Below are 22,173 nucleotides of genomic sequence, written 5' to 3' on the forward strand. Positions count from 1 at the left end.
GGGGGTCGCCTTGCCGGAGCAAAGACTTTTGGCTAAGCGGACGGGGTATGAACACGCTCCGCACGTCCCTGATGCTGCTGGTCGCCGTTCCCCTGGTTGCCCTCGCGAGTGACAAGTCGTCCGCCAAGGCGGGCAAGGCCGCCGAGGCCGACTGCCACCACCCGCCCGCCCCGCAGGCGCAGACCGCGCCCAAGGCCGAAGGCGCGTCCGATGGCTGGAAGCTCACCCGCGGCGAGCCCCTCAAGGGCGCCAAGGCGGTGAAGCTCGCGGACGTGCTGGCCAGGCCGCAGGCTCACGACGGAAAGACGGTGCTGCTCGAGGGGCAGGTGCGCAAGGCGTGTGAGCGCAAGGGCTGCTGGATGGAGCTGGCGGCGAACGGCCAGGACAAAGGCCCGGGCGTGCGCGTGACGTTCAAGGACTACGGCTTCTTCGTCCCCCTGGACTCCGCGGGCGCGCAGGCGCGCGTGGAAGGCGTGCTGAAGGTGGCCGAGCTGACCGACAGCCGCGCCCAGCACTACGAGTCCGAGGGCGCCATCGTCCCCCGCGGCGCCGATGGCAAGCCGCGTGAGGTGCAGTTGGTGGCCACGGGCGTCGAACTTCGCCGCTGAGACGACATGGCACGAAGCTTCAGCATGCGCGGCGTGCAGAGCGCGGCGGACCGCGCCGTGCAGCACGCCCGCGCATGGATGTTGGAGACGGAGCCGGGCTCGCGCGTGCATGACGTGCAGTTGGACCCGCGCTTCCAGCACCGGGGTGTGGACCTGCTCTGGGAGCTCCCCTCGGGCGAGGTGCGCGGCATCGAGGTGAAGGGCGACCGCAACGCCACCCGCCGGCGCTACTTCTTCGAGCTGGTGTCCAACCTGGAGAAGGACACCCCAGGCTGCTTCCTCTACAGCGGCGCGGACCTGCTGGTGTACGTCTTCCTCTCGCAGGGAGAGCTGCACGTCGTGCCCATGAAGGCGGCGCGCGAGTGGTTCCTTCCCCGGGCGAAGGAGTACCCGCTCAAGCACGCCTTCACCCAGACGGGCGCCATCCGCTACACCACCGTGGGCGCCGTGGTTTCCGTGCGAGACGTGGCGGAAGGTGTCCCCGGCGTGCTTCGCGTTCCGCTGAAGCGCCGGGGTGGCGCGAAGGACGTGGCGGAAGAGGTGCCGCCCACCCCCGAATCTCCTCAGGGACAGGAGTCGAACGGCTAGGACGAAGGGGCGGAAAGTGCGGCTCCCAGGCCCCCTCTTTCCTGGGCGCGGAGCCGCGGACGGGCCCCACTCTTCCCACGGGCTGTGACAGGAGGCCACGCAGGCCCCCTGTCACGCACGTACCTCAGCGACCGTGACGGTGACGGCGGTGGCCGGGGTGAATCTTGTCGTGGGCCGCCTCCAGGCGCTCGGAGATGCCCATCAGCTCCAGCAGCGACTCGCGGTCGTTCTGCGCCTTGTAGACGTGCTCCAGGCGGGGGACGAGGTCCAGCGCGAGGTGCAGGTCACCGCCATTCTCCGCCGCCGCGAGCAGCGTGCGGGCCGCCGCCGCCGCCTGACCGTGCGCCTTGATGTGGATGAGGCCGTCCACCGCCAGCAGGCGCGCGATGGGCGAGCGCTCGGTGTCCTCGGTGAGCTTCACCATGTCCTCGGTGGCAGGCCCCAGCTCGCCCTTCGCCGCGCGGACGATGGCGCGCGAGATTCCACGGCGGTCCGGCAGGAGGAACTCCTCCAGGTCCGCGAAGGACTCCGCGTGGCCCACGTGGCCCGATGACGCCAGCGCCTCCGCGAGGCTGTCGAAGATTTCGGCCTGCTTCTCCGTGAAGGGCGCCAGCGCCTCGCGCATGAAGCGCTCCTGCGGCGCCCCCTTCTCGTCGAGCGGCATCTTCGCGCGCACCGCGTTCATCTTCTCGAAGGCGGCGTCCACCGCCGCGTCCTGCCGCCCACCCAACAGGAACGACAGTTGCTGCATCAGGTTCGCCAGCGTGTCGGCCATCTCCATGGGCGCCACGCGGTCCGGCAGCCAGCGGCTCCACAGCTCCACCGCCGCCGCCACCGCGAAGTCCTTGAAGGGACCGGTGCCCTTCCACTGCGGCCGCCACTGCTGGGCAATGCCCAGCGGGAAGGCCGTCTCCGCCAGCTTGCGGAAGTCGTCCTCGCCCACGGCAATGCCGTAATGGCCGAGCGTCCCGAGCAGGGCCTCCGTCGAGTACTCCTTCAGGCCCTTCTGCTGCCACGACTTGTCCACTCGCTGCGTGCTCACCTGGATCTCCGCTGCCCTGGACGCCGGCCATCGGCGCGCCAAGCGGCCTTCTAGCGGAAGCCGGGGCGGACGTGCACCACCACGTGCAATCCCACGTCAGGCGGCGGACGCCGGGGGCGCGGTCCTCGGCACGGTGGGCCACAGGACGGGGTTGCGCCGACCGTCCTCCACCCGCCGGGCCAGGTACGGCTCGCAGTCCCGGGCGTCGAAGGCCCGCTTCCAGGCCGCGAAGTTCCCTCCGGCCTTCCAGGCATCCATGGCCGCCAGCCCCGCCTCCGGACCGCACTGGGCCAGCATGTACTCCACCCAGGCCCAGCGCGCGGACGTCGGGCGCACCTCGGCGCGCCCCCGGAGCCCCTTGCGCAGTCGCTCCAGCCGCCCCTCCACCTCGCGAATGCCCATGAAGGGAGCGCCATCCAAGGGCGTGTTGCGCTTGGCCACGAAAGGCGCCACGCCCAGCGCCACCGGGAGGATGCGGGACAGCTCGCTGGTGAAGCGGATGAGCTCGTCGATGTCCGCGTCCTCTTCAGTCGGCAGACCCACGACGTTGTACACCTTGAGCTGCTTCATCCCCGCCGTGCGGGCGAACGTCGCGGCCCGGACAATCTGTTCCTCTGAGTGCTTCCGGTCCACCATGTCCCGCAGGCGCTGTGACGGCCCGTCCGCCGCCACCGTGAGGTTGGTGGCCCCTCCCCGCCGGAGCTGATCCACCAGTTCCTGGGTCAGCCGGTCCGCGCGCAGGGAGGACACCCCCACCTCACGGCCGGACTCCACAATCGTCCGGAGCAACTCGACGATGCGCGGATGGTCCGTCACCGCCGCGCCCACCAACCCCACCCGGCGGGCATGCTCCGGAATCAGGGACAAGATGCGCTCCGGCGGCACCGTGCGCATGCCCCCATTCGTGGTGCGCCGCATGACGCAGTAATGGCAGCCCCGGGAGCAGCCCCGCTCCGGCTCGATGAGGAACATCGAGCGCAGCTCGGTGTGCGGTGTCACGATTTGCGACCGGGCAGGCAGCCGTGAATCCGTGGCCTTGGCCACGTGATATCGCGCTCCGCCCCGCCCGGGCACGCGGAAGCCCGGGATGCGGGCCAGGTGCGCCAGGAGGGCCTCGCGGTCCATGGTCGCCGCGGCCTCCACCAGCAGGTGGATCAAATCCTCCGCCTCGCCCTGGACGAGCACGTCCACGAAGGGCTCCAGCGGATCCGGGTTGGAGAACGTCAACGGCCCGCCGCCCACCACGAGCGGATAGCGGCCATCCTGGCGCTCCTCCGCCAGGAGCGGGATGCCCGTCAGCTCCAACATGGAGAAGAGCCCCGTCAGCTCCAGCTCATACGCCACGGAGAAGGCCAGCATGTCGAAGTCAGCGACAGGGGCCTGGGACTCCCAGGTGAAGAGCGGCGTCCGGGTGCGCTTGAAGGCGTCCACGTCATCCGGAAGGAAGACGCGCTCGGCCGTCGCGCCAGGATGCTCGTGGATTTCACGGTAGATGGCCTGGTAGCCGAGCGAGCTCATGCCTACGTGGTAGGGGCTGGGGTAGCAGAGGGCCACCCGATAGGGCGCCGCCTTGTGCAGCGTGCCCTGTTCGTCCGCCAGCAAGCTGCGAACGCGCTCGATGAGTGAGTAACGGCCCTCCATGTGCCTCCAGTACAGGTCCAGCCTTTTAAACACCGCGGCCCCGGTCAGCCACTCCCATGTGGGGAGAGACCGCCGGGGCCGAGGTGCGCCACCCAGGTGGGGTGGCGCGGTTCAGCAGACGACTTGCTCGACTACTTGAACGACGGGACCTGGTTCGTCGGGACGCAGCAGTTCTCCGCACTCACCGAGTAGACGGAGGCGCAGTTCGCGGTGGTGATGCACGTCGCCGCAAAGTCCGGGCTCAGGCCGGAGCCTGGACCGCAGTTCTCCGCCGGGGAATCCGACTCGGGGTCACAACCGACCGCCGGCCAGATGGCGTTCATCACGTACTTCGAGGTGCAACCATTGTTCGTGTAGGTCAACTCACCCGTCATCTGGGTGCCCGGAGCCGCAGGCGCCGAGTACACGCGGACATTGGCGTACTGGTACACGATCTCGTTCGCCGGGGAGGCCACGTTGACGCGGGCCGCCGGGAAGCTGGGCGCGTTGCAGAAGTCCTCGGCGTCGCGGTCGTTCGCCAAGTCGCCCAGCGCGGTCTGCGCGCTCTGGTCCGTGGTGTCATCCTTAGCGCCAGCGGATGCCAGGGTCTGAGGCCGGAGCGCGAGCTTCGCGGTGCCGTTATCCAGGTCGATGTAACGGTAGACACCCAGCATCTCCGCAGTCGGAGCGACGGTGTCGCACGCATTGCCAGAAGCATCCCGGCCAGCCTCCACCCGGTCGTACTTCACGGCCCAGTGGGGAGACTCCTGCACGAAGCAGCCGGGGTCAGGCTGCTCGACGCTGCAACCCGACAACAGGCTTCCCGTGCCCAGGAGAACCAACGCAGTTTTCACGATGTTCTTGGTCATGTGACTGATGTTCCGATTCCGTGATTGGGCCTGGGATTAGAACGTGTACCGGATGCCGAAGCGGACCTGACGGGGCGCCTGGTACGAGAGCGGGTTCTTGAAGTTCTTGTTCACGTCACCGTCGACACTGCCGAAGGGCTCATCACGCGGCGCCTGGTCCTGGAACTCCACGCGGCCCGGGAGGTTCTCCAGGTCAGCAGGCGTGCCACCCGGGATGGGCTTGATGTCGCGCACGGTATACGTCTGGTCGACCGTGTTCACGCCCTGGAAGTTGAAGAGGTTGAACACGTCCAGGGTGAACGACACCACGCTGTCCTTGCTGACGCGGTAGTTCACGCCAATGTTGGAGTCGATGGTGTTGATCCACGGCGTACGACCGCCAGCACCACGGGGGAGGACGAAGGACTCGTCCTGGAGGTAGGCCCAGTGGCTACCCCAGTAGTTGATCGGCGTACCAGAGCTACCGCGGTAGGAGACACCCACGCTCGCCGACAGGGCGTTCGAGATGTTGAACTCCTTCGCACCGAAGACCTTGATCTGGTGCGTGCGGTCGAACGGCAGCAGACCCGTGCGGTTCTCCAGGAGCTCGATGAGGTCGAAGTCCGAGAGGATGTTCGGGTCGAGCTGGCCCGTCTCAGGACGGAACAGACCGGGGTAGTTACCGTACAGGCGCGACCAGGTGTAGTTGGCCTGGGCGAGCCAGCCGTCGGCGAACGTACGGTTCAGGTAGACGGTGACGTTGTCGTAGTTACGAACCGGCTCCGGGAACTCACCAGCGAAGCCGCTGCCGGGGTTACCGAGGAAGTACGTGTTGCCGTCGTCGCGGCTCATGTCCTCGATGACCGAGTTCATGTTCTTGTGCGTGTAGCTCGCACCCAGGCGGGTGTTCGCCAGCACCTCGTACTCGGCGCCAACCACGATTTCGTCGGACGACTGGGCCTTGAGGTCCGGGTCGACCGGTGTGCCGCCTGCCGTGCCGCCCGTGTAGAAGCGGTTCACGTTGCGGCTGCTCTCCGGAATGGCAAGCAGGTTCGCGTCGGTGTTGCACGTAGCCTGCTGGCTCTCGAAGCTGGACGGGTCGCACGAGGTGGCCGTGCCCTCGCCCGGCTCCGCGAGGGAGCGACGCGCGGAGATGCGGTTCTCACCCGGGAACGCGCGGTCCATCAGGTTGAGCGGGACCTGCTCGTAGTAACGAGCGAAGTTCACGAACACCTTCGCGCGGCCGTTGGCGAACGGGTCGACGATGGCGCCGATACGCGGCGACCACTGATTGCCGAGCATCAGCGAGAGGTCGCCGTTGCCGCCGTAGAGCGCCTGCACGTCGTAGCGGACGCCCAGGTTCAGGGTCACCCGGTTCGCGATGGACCAGGAGTCCTGGAGGAAGCCACCGACCGTGGTGCTGGTCGTCTTGGCCTTCTGGGTGAACTGCGTCACCGCAGAGTCAGGGCCGGTCTGATACCCGTAGCGACGCGCATCGTGCACGGCGGGGCCCTGGCCAGCAGCCCAGTTCCCACCCTCCTGATAGTACACACCGCCGCCGTACGCCTTCACCTGGTCGAACGACAGCAACTCGACGTCCACGCCAGCCTTGAACACGTGGGTGCCCAGCGCGTTCAGCAGGTAGGTGGCCTTCGCGTTGGCCTGGTAGCGATCCAGCGTCTGGTCGCTCATGAAGGCAGGGCCGCCCACCGCGTAGCCCGTCACCGGGCAGCGGATCAGCTGCTCTTCGGGCGTGCTGCCGCAGGCACCCTCCTGCCCCTCGGGCAGGGCCTCGAACAGGGTCAGCGGGCGCGGGCTCGTGTACACCATCCGCGAGTAGCCAGCCAGGCCTGTGCGATCGCCCAGGTTGCTGCCGTCACCCGGCAGGGTGGACGCGGTCTGATGGAACCAACCGAGGTTCGCATCAACGAGGACCTTCTTGTCCGCGAAGGCACCGGCGTACTTGAGGGCCATCGACGTCGTGTTGGCCTTCGTCTCCGTGAGACCGAAGTCACCCGGACGGGAAGCCAGCACGCCCGGCAGGCCTCCCGACTGGGGATTGACGCTCAGCTTCCCAAGGCCACCCGTCGAGGTCGGCGTGCCGTTCAGGGCGAACGACACGTTGTGGTCCTGGTTAATGAGGTACGTCAACTTACCCATGTACTGAATGGTACGGGAGTCGGCGTAGTAGTTCGTGGCCGAGCCGGGGATCGGATCCACGACCGAGAAGTCGGTCTCGTCCCGGATGGGGTTGCCCGCGTCATCGAGGCGCAGCGCATTGAGCGTGCGGGTGTGCTGGTAGCGGGTGAACGACGGCGCGAAGCCGGCGAAGAACCACAGCTTGTCCTTGAGGATCGGACCACCGAGGGTGGCGCCGAAGTCGCCCAGGTTCTGCAGCTGGTTCTGGCCGGTGATGACCGTGCCCTCTTCACGAACCTGCTTGCGGGTACCCTCGAGGGTGCCCGGCGTCCAGTTCGCGAACACGGAGCCGTGGAACTCGTTGGAGCCCGACCGGGTGACCGCGTTGATGACGCCGCCGGTGGACCGGCCGAACTCCGGCATGTAACCGCCGGTGATGATGTTCACGTCCTGCACGAACTCGATGCTCAACGGGCTGGCGTTCACGCCGAAGGCCGGGTCGTTCGTGGACAGGCCGTCCACCACGTAGCCGTTCTCAGGCGAGGTCGAGCCGTTGATGGACACGCCGTAGTTGTCGTTCTGGGCGCCAGGCGCGAGCTCGGCCAGGGACTCGAAGGAGCGGGTCGCGCCGCCCTTACCACCTGGACGCGCAACGGCGATGCGCTTGATGAACTCCTGGTCGACGTTCACGCCCATCGTCGTGGAACCCACGTCGATGGTCGGGGGCGCGCCGACGATCTCCACCACCTCACCGAGCGCCTCGGGGAGCAGCTCCACGTTGACGCGGATGGTGCGGTTGAGGCGCAGCTGGATGGCCGAACGCGCGTACGGCTTGAACTGCTCCTTCTCGAACCGCAGGGTATAGTCGCCGGGGGGCAACTGGGGGATGCGGTAGTTACCCTGCGCGTCGGTGACGACCGTCTGCTCACCCTGAAGGTTGGGCGAGGTGGCGGTCACAACGACGTCAGCGGCAGGCTGCCGACTCTGAGCGTCGATCACCGTACCGATGATCGTGCTCGACTGTGCGAAAGCCGCGGATCCGTACAGCAGACCTGCGGCGACAACAACTCCGGTTTCCCGGAGCACTCGGTTCAAGTGCATACCAGACCCCTCCAAGGTGGGCTGCAAGTGAAAATGACCCGGGAAAATATCCGAGGTCGAGCAGTTGTCAATAGACCGTTGCTTTTTGGTAACCAGTGGGGCAATTGCGCGATCACGCCCCGTCCGTCGACCGTGCTTGCTTGAACCTGGAACGCGTTTCTGTATGGTAGCGCGCCCTTTCATCCGGGCGGAGCGTCGCCAATGGGTGTCCACTGGTGAAGAGGAGTCTAGTGCATGTTCGATTCAGTCCTTGACCGTGGTCAGGGGCCCAAGTCGCGATTCGGCGTCGGGGCTACTGTCTCGGTTATCCTCCATGTGGCGCTGTTCGGCCTCTCCATCTGGCTGTCGACGCGACCGCCCGTCGAGGAGGAGAAGGAGATTGAGGTCACGCTGAAGGCGACCATGGCACCGCCTCCGCCGCCCCCTCCTCCTCCACCGCCTCCTGCCTCTTCGAGCAAGCCGAAGACGCAGCCCAAGAAGCCCAAGAAGCCGGACGCCATCGTCCAGCCGAAGGAGATTCCGAAGGAGGTCCCGAAGGAAGTGGAGCCCTCCGAAGAGCCTCCCGCTGAAGAAGAAGAGGCGAGCGAAGAAGCCGTCGAGGGCGGCGTGGAAGGTGGCGTGGTGGGCGGCGTCGTCGGTGGCGTCGTCGGTGGTGTGATTGGCGGCGTGGTCGGCGGCCAGCTTGGCGGGACGGGAACCGACGTGCTTCCGTTCGGTGCGGGCATGACGCGGCCGGAGAAGCTGTCGGGTCCTCAGCCCGAGTACTCTCGTGAGGCGCTCGAGGCTCGCGTCCAGGGAACGATGATCGTGAAGTGCATCGTCACCGTGGAAGGTCGAGTGGAGAACTGCCGGATCATCAAGCCCCTGCCCCACATGGACCGGGCCGTCCTGGACGCGCTGGCGTCGTCGCGCTACAAGCCGGTCACGTTCCAGGGCCGTCCTGTGCAGGTGGACTACACCTTCACCCTGAACTTCAAGCTGCCGCGCTGAGTCCGGGCGCGTCGTCTAGAGGCGTATTGCTGACTACCCCGCGCTCGTGAGGAGGAGCGCTCAACCCAACCATGCAATTCACTCTCGCAGAAATCTGGGATCACACGGGCCTCTTCGCCCGTATGATCATCTTCACCCTGGGCATCATGTCCATCGCCTCGCTGGTCGTGTTGGCGGAGCGCATGATCGTCTTCCGCAAGACGCGGTCTGACAGCCGCAACTTCGCCGCGAAGATGGGTGCCATCCTGGCCAAAGGCGACCTGAACACGGCCGCCAACACCAACCTGGGCAAGGATGTGGGCCACCTGGGCCGGGTGATCAACTCCGGACTGACGGCGTACCGGATCAGCCCGAACAACAAGGACGTGGCGGTGGAGTCGGTGGCGCGCGCGCTGGAGCGTCAGGCGCAGCGTGAGGTCCAGAGCATGAAGCGCGGTCTGGGCCTGCTGGCCACGGTCGGCTCCACGGCGCCGTTCGTCGGTCTGCTCGGTACCACGATGGGTATCGTCAACGCCTTCCAGCTGATGGCGCAGGCGGGCTCCGGTGGTCTCGGCACGATCTCCGCCGGTATCGCCGAGGCGCTCATCACCACGGCCTTCGGTCTGCTCGTGGCCATCCCCGCAGTGATGGCGTACAACTTCCTGCAGGGCTGGGTGGACGCGCGCTCGGTGGACATCTCCGAGTCGTCCAACGAGTTCCTGGACGTGGTTGCCCGCCACCTGGGTGGTGGCGCGCACTCCTCGAACGCCGCCTGAGCCGTCCCGGGCGAGTCGGGGACGACCCGATGCCCTTCACGGTGACCCTGTCTCCAGCTCTTCTTCGGGGCGCTGGAGGCCCACCGTGAAGGCGGGCACCTCCTTACCAGGAAACAGGTAAAGACATGGGAATGTCAGCAGGCCCCAAGGGGAGCGTCAAGAGCGACATCAACGTCACGCCGCTGGTCGACGTGGTGCTGGTACTCCTCATCATCTTCATGGTCGTCACCCCGATGCTCCAGCGTGGCAAGTCCGTGGAGCTCCCGAAGGCCACCGAGATCGAGAAGGAAGGAAAAGGGAAGGAATCCGACCCGCTCATCCTCTCCATCACCCCGGACAAGAAGGTGTTCGTGGAGAACGACCAGGTGGATGAGAAAGGGCTCCAGGAGAAGCTTACCGAGGAGATGTTGAAGGATCCAGGCAAGAAGATCCTGCTCAAGGGCGACAACGCGCTCAGCGTCGGTGACGTGCGCAAGGTGCTGGACGTGGCTCGCAAGTCCAAGGCCAAGCAGATCTCCCTGGGCGTCGAGGAGAAGAAGTAATGGCCGGCCGCAAGCAACGACAGTGGGTCAAGCCCCAGGCGCAGCCGAACTCGGAGATCAACGTCACGCCGCTGGTCGACGTGGTGCTGGTGCTGCTCATCATCTTCATGGTCGTCACGCCGCTCCTCGAGAAGGACATCGTGGTGCGCGTGCCGGACACCGAGGTCGAACAGGAGCCGACGCCTCCCGACCCGAACGACCAGCAGTTGGTGGTGCAGCTCGACAAGGACGGTGGCTACTCCATCAACACGGAGAAGATTGCCCCCGCCGACTACGTGACGCGGCTCAAGCGCATGCTCGCCGCCAAGAAGGCCGACGACAAAGTCGTCTTCTTCATGGCGGATGACGCCACCAACTACGGGCGGCTCATCACCGCGCTGGACGGCGCGAAGGCCGCTGGTGCGAAAGTGCTGGGCATGGCCACGGAGCTGCCGCAGAACGCCATCATCCAGGGCACGTCGGTCGATACGCCGGCTCCGCCCCCCGCACCCACGCCCTGAGACTCCTCTTCCGGAGCCTACGCTCCGGGTGGGTACGTGGTTCACATCGAGAAGCTCGTCGGCTAGAGTTCACTCCTCATGGCCGACGAGCTTCTCATTTTTGAGCAGACCATCGAAGCCCTGTTCCTGCGGGCACTGCACGGGCGCCTGACGCCTGAGTGCAAGGCACGTCTGCGGCAGGCAGGGCTCGATGTGGAGCAGAAGCTCCGGCCAGCCTACACCTTCGACGCGTGGATGACGTTCCTTCGCATCACGTCGGAGGAGCTCTTTCCCCAACTCCCGCTCGAGCAGGGCACCTGGAAGCTGGGAGAGGCCTATATCGAAGGCTTCCGCGAGACGATGCTGGGACGCGCCGTCCTCTCATTGCTTCGCGTGCTGGGGCCCCGCAGGACGCTGATGCGGGCCACGCAGAACTTCCGGGCTGGTAACAACTACACGGAATCCAAGCTGCGTGAGCTGGGGCCCACCCAGTTCGAGCTCTGGATGAACGAGGTAGGCCCCTACCCTGCCTTCACCGCGGGCATCATCCACGCGGGGCTGCGGGTGGCCGGTGCGCAGGACATCGTCATCGAGATGTCCGGCTACGACGGCCACGCCTGCGTCTACCGAATCAACTGGAACGAGGCCTCGGTCTCTTCCGGCGTGGCGGGCAGCGGAGACTCCAAGGCCGCCAGGAGGTCGGGGTCCATCAGCTCCCTGTAGATGAACTCCGCCAGCAGGCCCGTCACCATCCAGATGGGCAGGATGTAGAGCGAGGTCATCTGCCAGAGAATGGCGCCGGTATCCGCGTAGTACCAGATGCGGTATCCCGTGAGCCGCTCCAGCATGACACCGGAGAAGCCTTCAAAGAGCAGGATGACCACGCCGTACACAGCGGCTCGCAGGCCCGTGTGCTGGTACAGCATCCAGCGGTAGAGCGGCTCGATGAAGAAGAAGCACGCCACGCCGTAGATGACGAACATCCACAGCGAGCACTGTCCATACGCCGTGGAGATGGGCGTATCCCAGATGGCGTTGAGCCCCAACCGGTCATCCACGCGCCATTGGAAGCGGAAGAGCGCCTCCAGCAACGGCACGTGCTGGGCGATGCGCACCAGGTTGTAGAAGAAGATTTCGGCGCTGAGCCCCACCATGCCGTAGAGGCAGAAGCGGAACACGCCAAACGCCACCTTCATCCGTTGGCCACGCTTGATGTCCGCCCTGCGGATACGAACCTGCCGGCGCTGCTGAACGACCCCCGATTCCACTGCGGCCTTTGCCCCCATCGCGTCCCCCAAGGTGGGTGAAACGCTACCGGACTCGTCAGGGCATGGCTAGCCCTGGCTTCACAAATACCACGGGGCTGAAACTCAAGCTCCCGAGGCTGGGATGGGCATCCGACGGCGTGGATTGGCGAGCGCGGGCCTACGCCTGGGGTGGGCCCCGGTACGTGCATTGCTCAAGGACTTCGCGCGGCACGGCGAGAGGACGGGACATGTTGGCGAGAGTGCGGTCGGGGGCGTTGATGGGTATCGACGTGGTGGTGGTGGAGTGTGAGGTCGACATGGCGCTCGGCCTCCCCTACTTCAACGTCGTGGGGCAGGCAGAGGGCGCGGTCCGGGAATCGAAGGTCCGCGTCATCTCCGCGCTGAAGAACACGGGCTTCGAGCTTCCCCAGAAGCGAATCACCGTGAATCTGGCGCCCGCGGATCTGAAGAAGGAAGGCGCGGCGTTCGAACTGCCGATTGCATTGGGCGTCCTGGCGGCTGCGAAACTGATGGATGAAGCCCCGCTGGAACGGCTTCTCTTCGGAGGCGAGCTGTCCCTGGACGGCACGCTCCGCCCCATCAAAGGCGTGCTTCCGTTGGCGGTGGCGGCGCTCAACGGCGGCTTCGAAGGCGTCATGGTGCCCTGGGCCAATGCCGCGGAGGCCGCGCTCGTCGAAGAACTGCGCGTCTTTCCCGTGAAGACCCTGCGGGAGGCGGTCAACCACCTGACGGGGGCATGCAGCATCACGCCATACAGGCGGCAACGTGAACCCAGTCTTCTGGCGCCCACGGGACAGGCCCCTGACATGTCCGATGTCCGCGGGCAGGCCGACCTGAAGCTCGCCCTCGAAATCGCCGCGGCGGGGGGCCACAACGTCTTGATGTCCGGGCCACCGGGTTCGGGGAAGACGATGCTGGCGCGGCGCCTGCCCGGCATCCTTCCGGAGATGACGTTCACCGAGGCCATGGAGGTGACGAAGGTCTACTCGGTGCTGGGCTTGCTGGGTGAAGGCCACGCGTTGATGCGCGAGCGCCCGTTCCGCGCGCCCCACCACACCCTCTCCGACGCGGGCCTGGTGGGCGGCGGCCTCTCGGCGAGGCCTGGCGAACTCTCGTTGGCGCACAATGGCGTGCTCTTCCTCGACGAGCTTCCAGAGTTCCGGAGGAACGTGCTGGAGGTTCTGCGTCAGCCCATGGAGGAAGGCGTCATCCACCTGGCACGCGCCAACCAGAACATCACCTATCCCTGCCGGGTCATGTTGGTGGCCGCGATGAACCCCTGCCCCTGCGGCTACTACAACGTCCCCAGCCGCTCCTGCACTTGCGGCGAGCAGCGCGTCTTCGACTACATGACGCGCGTGAGCGGGCCCCTGTTGGACCGCATCGACATCAGCCTGCAGACGCGCCCGGTGGAGTATCACCACATGGCCCGCTCGACGGTCCAGGAGCCCTCGAGCCGCTACTACCGCGAGCGGGCCCAGGTCGCGCGCGAGCGTCAACGCGTCCGCTATCGCGATGAACCGGGAATCCACTGCAACGCGCAGCTTCCCGCGCACCTGCTGCGCCGGTACTGCGCCATGAGCGAACGGGCCGAGCACATGCTGCAGCAAGCGGTGCGGATGTTCGGCCTGTCCGCGCGAGCCCATGACCGCATCATGAAACTGGCGCTCACGCGGGCAGACCTCGAGGGACGCGACCGCATCGAGCAGACCGACATGCAACTCGCCATCAACTGCCGCATGCTGGACCGGCGAGGGGCGATGCAAGGCAAGCTTCACGGAGCCCGCCCTGTCCCTCCGCCGGAGGACGCCGCTTGGCGGAACACCGGGCCCTCCGGCAGGTCGAGCCCGCTGGAGGACCTGGATGGCTGAGGGCCACCGCGCGCGTCAGTGCGTCCCGGTCGTCGCGGGCTCCGCGTGAGACGCCGTCGTCTGGATGCGGGGCTCCGGGAGGGACGGTGCCTGCCCGCCCTCCGGCAAGGCGCGGGGGGGCTGGAGCCGGTCCAGGCGAGGCGAAGGGCCGGTGATGATGCGCGCCGACTTGCCAAACGTCAGGTACGAGAAGGCCCAGTTGAGCAGCACCGCCAGCCTGCTACGGAAGCCGATGAGGAAGGTGATGTGGATGAGCAGCCAGGCCATCCAGGCACCGAAGCCCGCCTGCTTGAAGCGGCGGAAGGCAATGCCCACCGCGTGGCCTCGGCCAATCACCGCGTAGGAGCCGCGGTCCCAGTACGAGAAGGGCTCCATCGGCTTGCCCTGCAACTGGCGGCGGATGTTATGGGCGGCGTGCTTGCCCTCCTGCATGGCCACGGGAGCAAGGCCTGGCACCGGCTTGCCCTCCGCATCCTTGAGCAAGGACAGGTCACCGACGACGAAGACATCGTCGTGGCCCGGCACGGTCAGCTCAGGGGTGACGAGCACGCGCCCGGAGCGGTCGAGTTCGACGCCCAACGACTTCGCCACCGGCGATGCCGCCACGCCCGCGGCCCACAACACCGTCCTCGCGGGGATGAACTCCTGCCCGATGAAGACCCCTTGCTCGGTGATGTTGGTGACCCGAGCTCCCGTACGGACCTCCACCCCCAGCTTCTCGAGTGTGCGGCAGGCCTTCTGTGACAGGTCATCCGGATAGACGGGCAGGACCTTGTCCACGCCCTCGATGAGGATGATGCGCGCGTCCCGCGGATCGAAGTTCCGGAAGTCGCCATGAAGCGAATGCCGGCTGATTTCCGCCAACGAGCCCGCGAGTTCCACCCCCGTGGGTCCGGCACCGATGATGACGAAGTTGAGGAGCGAGCGGCGAATCTCCGGGTCCGTCTCCCGCTCCGCCAGCTCGAAGGCCACCAGGATCCGCCGACGAATCGCCAGCGCGTCCTCGATGGACTTCAGGCCGGGGGCGAACTGAGCCCAGGCGTCATTGCCGAAGTAGGAGTGTGTGGCCCCTGTAGCGATGACGAGGTAGTCGTACTTCAGCTCCCCGTCGGAGAGCAGCACGCGCTTGCCAGCCGTATCCACGCCCGTCACTTCCGCCAGCACCACCGCCACCTGATGGTGCCCCAGCACCGCCCGGAGCGGCGCCGCAATCTCGCTGGGACTCAGCGTCGCCGTGGCGACCTGGTAGAGCAGAGGCTGGAACAGGTGGTGATTCTGCCGGTCCACCATCGTGACGCGCACGGGCGCCCTGTAGAGATGGCGAGCGGCGTAGAGGCCGGCAAAACCACCGCCGAGGATGACCACGTGGGGCAGGTCTTCGCGCTTTGATTTCGGGCTCACGCAGGGAAGGTCATACCCGTCCAGCCCATCTTCAACGCAAAGCGCCATGCGCCATGCCGCCAGGCGTGGGCTCCCATGCTTGTTTCTCATCCGACTGCGGGAGTGGCACGCGCACACTCCACGCTCCCGGACACACAGCCACGTACCCGGACACCTGTACTCCCGTCTCACAGGAGGAGAAGCGGGACGGCACAGGTGTTGCTCACCTGTCTGCCCGCCGCGCTGGTGGCGCCATGACGGCGTCCCTGGATGCGGCACCCAACACAGCAAGGGCGGCGAGGGAGTGACAGACGCGATGAGCAAGCTGGCGGAGAAGCTGAAGGCGGTGGCGGCGGCGGTAGCGAGCATCGAGAAGCAGTTCGGACGAGGCTCGGTGATGGCGTTGGGCGGGGAAGCGCGCGAACAGAAGGTCGCCGTCATCCCCTCTGGCTCGGTGGGAGTGGACCGCGCGCTGGGCGTGGGCGGCTACCCCCGGGGCCGTGTGGTGGAGGTCTTCGGGAACGAGTCCTCGGGCAAGACGACGCTCACCCTGCATGCGATTGCACAGGTGCAGGCGGCGGGTGGCGTGGCGGCCTTCATCGACGCGGAGCACGCGCTGGATGTGTCCTACGCGCGAAAGCTGGGCGTCCGAGTGGAGGAGTTGCTCGTGTCGCAACCCGACACCGGCGAACAAGCGCTGGAAATCACGGAGCACCTGGTGCGCTCCGGCGCGGTGGACCTCATCGTCGTCGACTCGGTGGCGGCCCTGGTGCCACGGGCCGAAATCGAGGGCGAGATGGGGGACGCGCACATGGGCGTCCAGGCGAGGCTGATGAGTCAGGCGCTGCGCAAGCTGACGGGCGCGGTGAGCCGCTCGGGCACGTGCATCATCTTCATCAACCAGATTCGGATGAAGATTGGCGTGATGTTCGGCAATCCGGAAACCACCACGGGTGGCAATGCGCTGAAGTTCTACGCATCCGTGCGGATGGAGATTCGCCGCACGGGCAACATCAAGGACGGTGATGCCGTCGTGGGCTCGAAGGCGCGCGTGAAGGTGGTGAAGAACAAGGTCGCCCCGCCCTTCCAGGAAGCGGAGTTCGACCTCATGTACGGCAGCGGCATCCACCGCGTGGGGGAAGTGCTCGACCTCGGCGTGGCCACGGGCCTCATCGAGAAGTCGGGGAGCCACTTCAGCCTGCGCGGCGAACGCATCGGCCAGGGCCGGGAGCGCGCCGCCGAGTGGCTGCGCGAACATCCCGACGTGCTGGAAGCGCTGGGCAAGGAGATTACGGGGACTTCCGCCCTGCCCTCCTCGCCCGCGCCGGTAGAGGTCGCGGCCTAGACGGAGGACGCCAACGCGTCCAGCTCGACTGGGACGGCGAGCTTGCGCTGACCGACATTCAGCACGAGCCCGCCGTCAGGCCCTTCCTCCAGGAGCTGTCCGAGTTGGTACTGCGCGTCGCGCGAGAGGCGCGCCTGGGCCCGCCCCTGCTTCACTCGGCAGGACAACACGCCGTCCGCGTCCAGATGCAGGCTGGCGACGTCCAGCGCCTCGGCGGTGCGGTCGCTCAGACGCACAGACACCCGCTCGTCGGGAGTGACGTCTACGGTCCGGACCTCGTAGGCGGCGCCTTCCACCTGGATGAAGCACCAGTCGTTGCCGATGCGGAGCTGGTAGCGGTCCGCGTCATCCAGCACGAGCGAGGCGTTGAAGAGCTCGATGATTTTGGGATGGAGGATGGGCTCGTCGTCGTGCCACCAGCGCATCCTGGCGTCGAGGCGGATGCCGCTGTCCTCACGGGTGTGCCAGCGCTTGCCGGGAGGCGGCTGTCCAGTGGGTGGTTGCATGACGTCTCTCATCTGCGCGTGGAGCGCGAAGGATTCAAGCCCATGAAACGGGGTGCGCTACCAGTTCCGAACAAGTTCCGTGTAGCCGCGAAAAGCCACAGCTCCCCAGAAGTTCACCAACACGCCAAGCGCCACCGCGGCCATCACCGCCCGATTCCGCAGGGACCAGCCCCCCAATGCGAAGAGCAGGAGGAGGTAGGGCGTGTAGTCGAGGCTGAACCGGAAGCCGAACTGCATGTAACCGGTGTTCTGATAGAAGAGCCCGGGCAGCGCACACACCGCCACGGTGAGCCACACCGGCCAATGCAGGCGCGGGCGCGTCTTCGGCACCAACAGGAAGACGAGCAGCGGCAGCGTCAGCAGCAGCGTCAGCCCGTGCGGGTCATAACCCAGCTTCAGCGGGGACAAGGACACCGAGGGCAGCTTGAGGAAGGCCGCCTCCAGGTTTCGTGGCAGGTACTCCCAATTGAAGAGCCCCGTGCGGTCGATGTCCGCGTTGACGCGGTTGTTGAAGAGGTACGCGTGCCCGAACTCGCTCAGCCGGCCGTAGCGGTAGACGTTGTACGCGGCAGCGAGCCCCGCAAGCGGCGCGGCGCCCAACGTGAAGAGGCCCAGCTTCTTCGCGGCGGGCTTCCAGTTCCGCGCCAGGGCCTTGAGCTGCGCCAGGCGAGGCTCCGGCCCGGGACACAGCGCCTCCAGCACGAAGAAGAGCCCCGTGAAGAGCAAGGGCGTCCGCGTGAGCGTCGCCATGGAGAAGAACAGGCCCGCGAGCAGCGGACGATGCGCCCGAACGGCGTTGCGCACGTAGAGACAGGTGAGCGCCACGCCCATCACCTCGGCGCTGAACCAGACCTCTCCCCGGATGGCGCAATAGAAGAACAGGGTGCCGAAGGCGAGGATGAGCGCCAGGGCCACGTTCTCGTTGCGGTTGCGCTCCGTCTCCCCTTCCTTCGCCAGGAAGCGAAGCAGCGAGAAGAAGAGCGCCACCGCCAGCGCACCGACGATGACTCCGAACGAGGTGTCGTTGAACTGGTAGCCGTGCAGTGCGACGAAGGGCAACATCGCCACCGCGGGGAAGGACGGGAAGCTCACGAACCAGCGGTCCGTTGGGAGCGGGCGTCCGGTGCAACGGACCTTGTCGCCGTTCACCATGCGGACGCAGGCCCAGTCCTCCATGTTGGGCAGCACCTGCGGGTCCACGTCCAGCCGCCCCTCCATCCACGCCTGGGCCTGATAGACGAAGTGAGGCGCGGCGCTCTGGCGCAGGAAGCGCTGGGAGCTGAAGCTGGCGAGCACCACGAAGGCGACCACGAACAGCACCACCTCCACGCGGTAGGCGGACAGCCACACACGCCCGACGTTCAGCGGCAGGCCTCCCGACACGGGGGTGCCCGGTGAGGACGCGAGCGGTGACACCGAAGGCGGGGCGGCTTCGGGCTCGGCGGAAGGGACTGGCGCGCTGGCGGCTGCGGGCCCCGCCTCCTGGTGCGGAGCGACGGGCGCGACAGCGGGCGCTCCTGACGCGGGCGGTTCGGAAGCTCCCGGCTCGGAGGTGGGCGGACGGGGGCGCTTGGACTTGGAACGGCTCATGGGGTCGCGGACGCGGCGAGCAGGTGCTGCCGCAGCATTTCAAGCGTGTGGGAAGCAGCGAACAGACGCACGCGGTCGCGGTCGCCGGTGACAGAGATGCGCTCACAGCGGGTGGGCACGCCAGGCGCCGACAGCGCGCAGTACACGGTGCCAACGGGGTCCTCCGGCGTGCCGCCGCCAGGCCCCGCGTATCCCGTCACCGACAGGCCGTAGGTCGTGCCACAGGCATCGCGCACGCCCTCCGCCATGGCCTCGGCCGTCTCGCGCGAGACAGCCGTGTGCCGTGCGAGCACGTCGGGGGGAACGCCTACCCATGCGGATTTCATCTTCTCCGAGTACACCACCGCGCCGCCGATGAAGACCTCGCTGGAGCCCGGCACGGCCGTGAGCTGCTGGGCGATGAGGCCGCCGGTGCAGCTCTCCGCCACCGCCAGCGTGGCGCCCGCCCGACGAAGCGTTTCGAGGACCACCGCGGCGTACGATTCCGAGTCCACACCGAAGAGCTTCGTGCCCAGCATCTGGCGGCACTCCACCTCCACGGCGGCGAGCGCGGCATCCGCCTCCGACTGGGAGGAGGCCTCCGCCATCAGCTTCAGGTGGTTTTCGGGGGCGTGGGTGCGGAAGCCGAACACGATGCGGGGATGCCGGGGACCCATGGGGGCAACCGCCATGTCGAGCTCCGACTCCGGGATGCCCACCGTGCGCAGCAGCCGGAAGGCCCGGTAGGTGCGCTCGGGGCGGGCGTCCAGCGTCGCGCGGATCCGCGGCAGCACCTCGCCTTCCAAGAGCGCCTTGAACTCACGGGGCACCCCCGGAAGGAAGAACAACTGGGCGCCCCCCAGCTTCATCACGACGAGTGGCGCGGAGCCCTCGGGGTTCCTCACGGGCTCGGAGCCCCGGGGGACGCGGGCCATGCGCAGGGCGCTCGGGTTGGGCGACAGGCCTCGCGCGGCGTAGCGCAGGTGCAGCCAGTCGAGGACCTGGGCATCCTCCTCCAGCGGCACGCCCGCGGCCTCCGCGGCGCATTCGAGGGTGAAGTCGTCCGCCGTGGGCCCCAGGCCCCCCGAAACCACCACCACGTCCGCGCGCGATGCGGCTTCCTTCAGCGCCTGGGTGATGTCCGGCCGCACGTCACCCACCAGGACCACGCGCTCCACCTTGACGCCAAGGTCGAAGAGGCGGGCCTCCAGGTACGTGCTGTTCGTGTCCGTAATGAGGCCGGTGACGAGCTCGTCACCGGTGCACAGCAGCTCGACGCGCATGGGCCGCGCATCCTAGCGGCAGCCGGACGGCTGGGCACGGACCGAAGCGCACTCAAGCCGCAACGCCCCCTGGTCTGGAAGGGAGCCGAGCGGGAAACAGCGTCCTCCAGGTCAGAGGTACGCGGGCCCGTCGTTGCCCTGGCTGGACTCCGCGTCCTCTTCTTCCTCGTCGTCGATGACCGTGGCCACCGCGACCGCGGCCACCGCGCAGGGGGCCGCCCCCTTGCGAGCGGCCAGCCGGCTGCGGACCAGCACCGCCGACTCCACCAGCCCCAGCGCGAGATAGGCGCCGCAGCACGCCACCAGCACCCAGGCCGGGTGCAACTGCGTGGCGATCACCGTGCCGCCCACCACCACGAGCATGAAGGCCAGCGCGCTCTTCCGGTTGGGCCGCGTGTCCTTGAAGGTGCGGTAGCGCACCGTCGACACCATCAGCAGCGCCAGGCCCGCCACCGCCACCGCCATGGGCACCACGGCGCTCTCGGCCAGGGGCTCCCCTTGCGTCGCCGCATGGTGGGAGATGATGACGGAGACCAGCATTCCGGCCGCCACGGGGATGGGCAGGCCCACGAAAAAGCTGCCACCGCCTCCGTGCGGGTTGCGCGCCGCCAGCACGTTGAAGCGCGCCAGACGCAATGCACCACAGGCCGCGAAGGAGAACGCGATGAACAGCCCCATGAAGCCCAGGGGCTCGAGCGCCCACTTGTACACCAGGAGAGCGGGCGCCGCTCCGAAGGAGATGACGTCCGCCAGACTGTCGAGCTGTACGCCGAAGTCGCTCTGCGTCTTCGTCAACCGGGCCACCCGGCCATCGAAGCCGTCGAAGAACATGGCGAAGAAGATGGCCAGGGCCGCCTGGTACAGCTGCACCGGTTCGGCGTCCCCCGTGCACAAGGTGATGGCGTAGAAGCCGCAGAAAATGGACGTGACGGTGAAGAGATTCGGCAGCACGAACATCAGTTTCCGCAACTTCATCATTCCCTCGACTTCCTCTGATGGCCGTGACTTCCCGGCGGCAGGACGGCGGGTGAACCGACCTTAGCAGGGTTTTATTTTTGAGAAGGAGGATGCATGGATGCTTCGCGGTGGGTGGTGTGGGTACTGGTCGCTGGGGTCGCACTCGTTCTGTGGAACGTCCTTTGGGTCGTGGCCGTGCGACGATGGTACCGACCCAGGGCGGAGTTGCCCCAGGTCCTCCGCGCCCGCTGCGAGGACGGATGGGAGCTGGTGATTCACGCGCGACGCGCGGCCGTGCGCCGGTTCGAGGAGCCCGTGTTGCTGTGCCACGGGCTCGCGGCGAACCGGTTCACCTTCGACTTCGAGCCACCCTATTCCGTCGCGCACTACCTGACCGAAGCGGGCTTCGACTGCTTCAGCGTCGAGTGGCGCGGCACCGGGCACTCACGCCGGCCGCCTCGAGGCCGGAGGTACACGGACTTCACCATCGACGACCACATCCTCCAGGATGGACCCGCGCTGTTGGAGCTGGCGTTGAAGGAGACGGGTGCGAAATGCGCCTTCTGGCTCGGCCATTCGCTGGGCGGGCTGGTGGGCTACGGCGTCGCGCAAGGCCCGCACGGGGAGAAGCTTGCGGGGTTGCTCGCGCTGGGCGCTCCCGTGCACTTCAAGTCGGAGCCCTTCCTGCGCACGCTCATCTCCATGGGCGTCCGTGCCGCCTGGCCCGCACGCTTCCGGCAGGAGTGGATGAGCGCCAGCCTCGCGCCGTTCCTGGGCTACATCAACCTGCCCCTGTCGGACCTGCTGGTGAACCCCAAGCACATCCCTCCGCGCATCCAGCGGCAGGTCTACGCGAACATGATGTCGTCGATGAGCCGCAAGGTGCTGCTTCAGTTCCAGGACTGGATTGAGCACGACATGTTCCGCTCCTTCGACCGCACGAAGGACTGGCGCGCTGGCATCGCACAGCTCCAGCTTCCGCTGCTCATCATGGGTGGCAGTTCGGACCGGCTGGCCACGCCGGCCAACGTGGAGTCGCAGTTCGCGCTCGCCACCGCGCCAGACCGCACGCTGCATATCTTCGGCACGGACCATGGCGACAAAATGAACTACGGGCACGGGGACCTCATCTTCGGCACCGGCGCCCCGTCGGAGGTCTATCCCGTCATCCGCGAGTGGCTGGAGCGACATGCCTCCGCCCTGCCCGCCGCCATCACCGCCCCCGCTCCCAACCCAGTGGAAGAGGAGCCTCGCGAGCCGGAGCGCTCCGTCCCGTGAGCAT

Annotated in this window: 20 protein-coding genes; 10 read left to right on the forward strand and 10 right to left on the reverse strand. The window is 67.1% G+C overall.

Annotated elements, in window-relative coordinates; genetic code table 11:
* Nucleotides 1-47: 47 nt before the first annotated feature.
* Entirely contained in the window at nt 48-608 is a 561-nt protein-coding gene (locus BLU09_RS01080) for a DUF4920 domain-containing protein (protein ID WP_186817701.1), read from the forward strand.
* Between the two features lie 6 nt (nt 609-614).
* Complete coding sequence (locus BLU09_RS01085) at nt 615-1,196, forward strand: hypothetical protein (protein ID WP_090484448.1); 582 nt, start codon at nt 615-617, stop codon at nt 1,194-1,196.
* A gap of 124 nt (nt 1,197-1,320) precedes the next feature.
* Here the strand turns inward: BLU09_RS01085 and BLU09_RS01090 are convergent, their stop codons facing one another.
* The 4 genes from BLU09_RS01090 to BLU09_RS01105 all read right to left on the reverse strand — a co-directional run bounded on the left by BLU09_RS01090 (nt 1,321) and on the right by BLU09_RS01105 (nt 7,946).
* Complete coding sequence (locus tag BLU09_RS01090; protein WP_228558435.1) at nt 1,321-2,238, reverse strand: hypothetical protein; 918 nt, start codon at nt 2,236-2,238, stop codon at nt 1,321-1,323.
* 96 nt (nt 2,239-2,334) lie between these two features.
* Nucleotides 2,335-3,879: a radical SAM protein gene (locus BLU09_RS01095; protein ID WP_090484453.1), complete on the reverse strand. Its 1,545-nt coding sequence runs from the start codon at nt 3,877-3,879 to the stop codon at nt 2,335-2,337.
* Nucleotides 3,880-4,010: 131 nt separating this feature from the next.
* A complete protein-coding gene (locus tag BLU09_RS01100) occupies nt 4,011-4,727 on the reverse strand; it encodes a hypothetical protein (protein WP_090484454.1) in 717 nt (238 codons plus the stop codon).
* A gap of 36 nt (nt 4,728-4,763) precedes the next feature.
* Nucleotides 4,764-7,946: a TonB-dependent receptor gene (locus BLU09_RS01105; protein WP_244171335.1), complete on the reverse strand. Its 3,183-nt coding sequence runs from the start codon at nt 7,944-7,946 to the stop codon at nt 4,764-4,766.
* Nucleotides 7,947-8,180: 234 nt separating this feature from the next.
* Here BLU09_RS01105 and BLU09_RS01110 point away from each other — a divergent pair, with 234 nt between their 5' ends.
* The 5 genes from BLU09_RS01110 (at nt 8,181) to BLU09_RS01130 (ending at nt 11,435) form a co-directional block, all read left to right on the forward strand.
* Nucleotides 8,181-8,936: an energy transducer TonB gene (locus tag BLU09_RS01110; protein WP_090484458.1), complete on the forward strand. Its 756-nt coding sequence runs from the start codon at nt 8,181-8,183 to the stop codon at nt 8,934-8,936.
* A 71-nt stretch (nt 8,937-9,007) separates the two neighbouring features.
* Entirely contained in the window at nt 9,008-9,691 is a 684-nt protein-coding gene (locus BLU09_RS01115; protein ID WP_090484460.1) for a MotA/TolQ/ExbB proton channel family protein, read from the forward strand.
* A gap of 125 nt (nt 9,692-9,816) precedes the next feature.
* Nucleotides 9,817-10,233 (forward strand): ExbD/TolR family protein, encoded by a 417-nt coding sequence (locus BLU09_RS01120; protein WP_090484462.1) that lies wholly within the window; start codon nt 9,817-9,819, stop codon nt 10,231-10,233.
* Entirely contained in the window at nt 10,233-10,733 is a 501-nt protein-coding gene (locus BLU09_RS01125) for an ExbD/TolR family protein (RefSeq protein ID WP_090484464.1), read from the forward strand. The genes BLU09_RS01120 and BLU09_RS01125 overlap by 1 nt, the downstream gene beginning before the upstream one ends.
* A 78-nt stretch (nt 10,734-10,811) precedes the next feature.
* Nucleotides 10,812-11,435, forward strand: coding sequence for a DUF2378 family protein (locus BLU09_RS01130; RefSeq protein WP_090484466.1), 624 nt, complete (start codon nt 10,812-10,814; stop codon nt 11,433-11,435).
* On the opposite strand, the gene BLU09_RS01135 is transcribed toward BLU09_RS01130, so the two are convergent.
* Nucleotides 11,336-12,010 (reverse strand): hypothetical protein, encoded by a 675-nt coding sequence (locus tag BLU09_RS01135; protein ID WP_090484468.1) that lies wholly within the window; start codon nt 12,008-12,010, stop codon nt 11,336-11,338. The genes BLU09_RS01130 and BLU09_RS01135 overlap by 100 nt on opposite strands.
* 197 nt (nt 12,011-12,207) lie before the next feature.
* On the opposite strand from BLU09_RS01135, the gene BLU09_RS01140 reads away from it, so the two are divergent.
* Nucleotides 12,208-13,851: a YifB family Mg chelatase-like AAA ATPase gene (locus tag BLU09_RS01140; protein ID WP_090484470.1), complete on the forward strand. Its 1,644-nt coding sequence runs from the start codon at nt 12,208-12,210 to the stop codon at nt 13,849-13,851.
* Nucleotides 13,852-13,866: 15 nt separating this feature from the next.
* On the opposite strand, the gene BLU09_RS01145 is transcribed toward BLU09_RS01140, so the two are convergent.
* Entirely contained in the window at nt 13,867-15,252 is a 1,386-nt protein-coding gene (locus BLU09_RS01145) for an NAD(P)/FAD-dependent oxidoreductase (RefSeq protein WP_090484472.1), read from the reverse strand.
* Nucleotides 15,253-15,547: 295 nt separating this feature from the next.
* On the opposite strand from BLU09_RS01145, the gene recA reads away from it, so the two are divergent.
* Nucleotides 15,548-16,576 carry a recombinase RecA gene (recA, locus tag BLU09_RS01150; RefSeq protein WP_090484474.1) on the forward strand — a complete coding sequence of 343 codons (1,029 nt, stop codon included), beginning with the start codon at nt 15,548-15,550 and terminating at the stop codon, nt 16,574-16,576.
* On the opposite strand, the gene BLU09_RS01155 is transcribed toward recA, so the two are convergent.
* The 4 genes from BLU09_RS01155 to pssA all read right to left on the reverse strand — a co-directional run bounded on the left by BLU09_RS01155 (nt 16,573) and on the right by pssA (nt 20,912).
* A complete protein-coding gene (locus tag BLU09_RS01155; protein WP_186817702.1) occupies nt 16,573-17,082 on the reverse strand; it encodes a DUF1285 domain-containing protein in 510 nt (169 codons plus the stop codon). The genes recA and BLU09_RS01155 overlap by 4 nt on opposite strands.
* Before the next feature lie 57 nt (nt 17,083-17,139).
* A complete protein-coding gene (locus tag BLU09_RS01160) occupies nt 17,140-18,672 on the reverse strand; it encodes a hypothetical protein (RefSeq protein ID WP_090484478.1) in 1,533 nt (510 codons plus the stop codon).
* Complete coding sequence (locus BLU09_RS01165; protein ID WP_090484480.1) at nt 18,669-19,934, reverse strand: CinA family nicotinamide mononucleotide deamidase-related protein; 1,266 nt, start codon at nt 19,932-19,934, stop codon at nt 18,669-18,671. The genes BLU09_RS01160 and BLU09_RS01165 overlap by 4 nt, the downstream gene beginning before the upstream one ends.
* A 111-nt stretch (nt 19,935-20,045) precedes the next feature.
* Nucleotides 20,046-20,912, reverse strand: coding sequence for a CDP-diacylglycerol--serine O-phosphatidyltransferase (gene pssA, locus BLU09_RS01170; RefSeq protein ID WP_090484482.1), 867 nt, complete (start codon nt 20,910-20,912; stop codon nt 20,046-20,048).
* A gap of 93 nt (nt 20,913-21,005) precedes the next feature.
* On the opposite strand from pssA, the gene BLU09_RS01175 reads away from it, so the two are divergent.
* Entirely contained in the window at nt 21,006-22,169 is a 1,164-nt protein-coding gene (locus BLU09_RS01175; protein WP_090484484.1) for an alpha/beta fold hydrolase, read from the forward strand.
* The last annotated feature ends 4 nt before the right edge of the window (nt 22,170-22,173 follow it).

It is taken from the genome of Myxococcus virescens, from assembly GCF_900101905.1.
Lineage (GTDB): Bacteria > Myxococcota > Myxococcia > Myxococcales > Myxococcaceae > Myxococcus > Myxococcus virescens.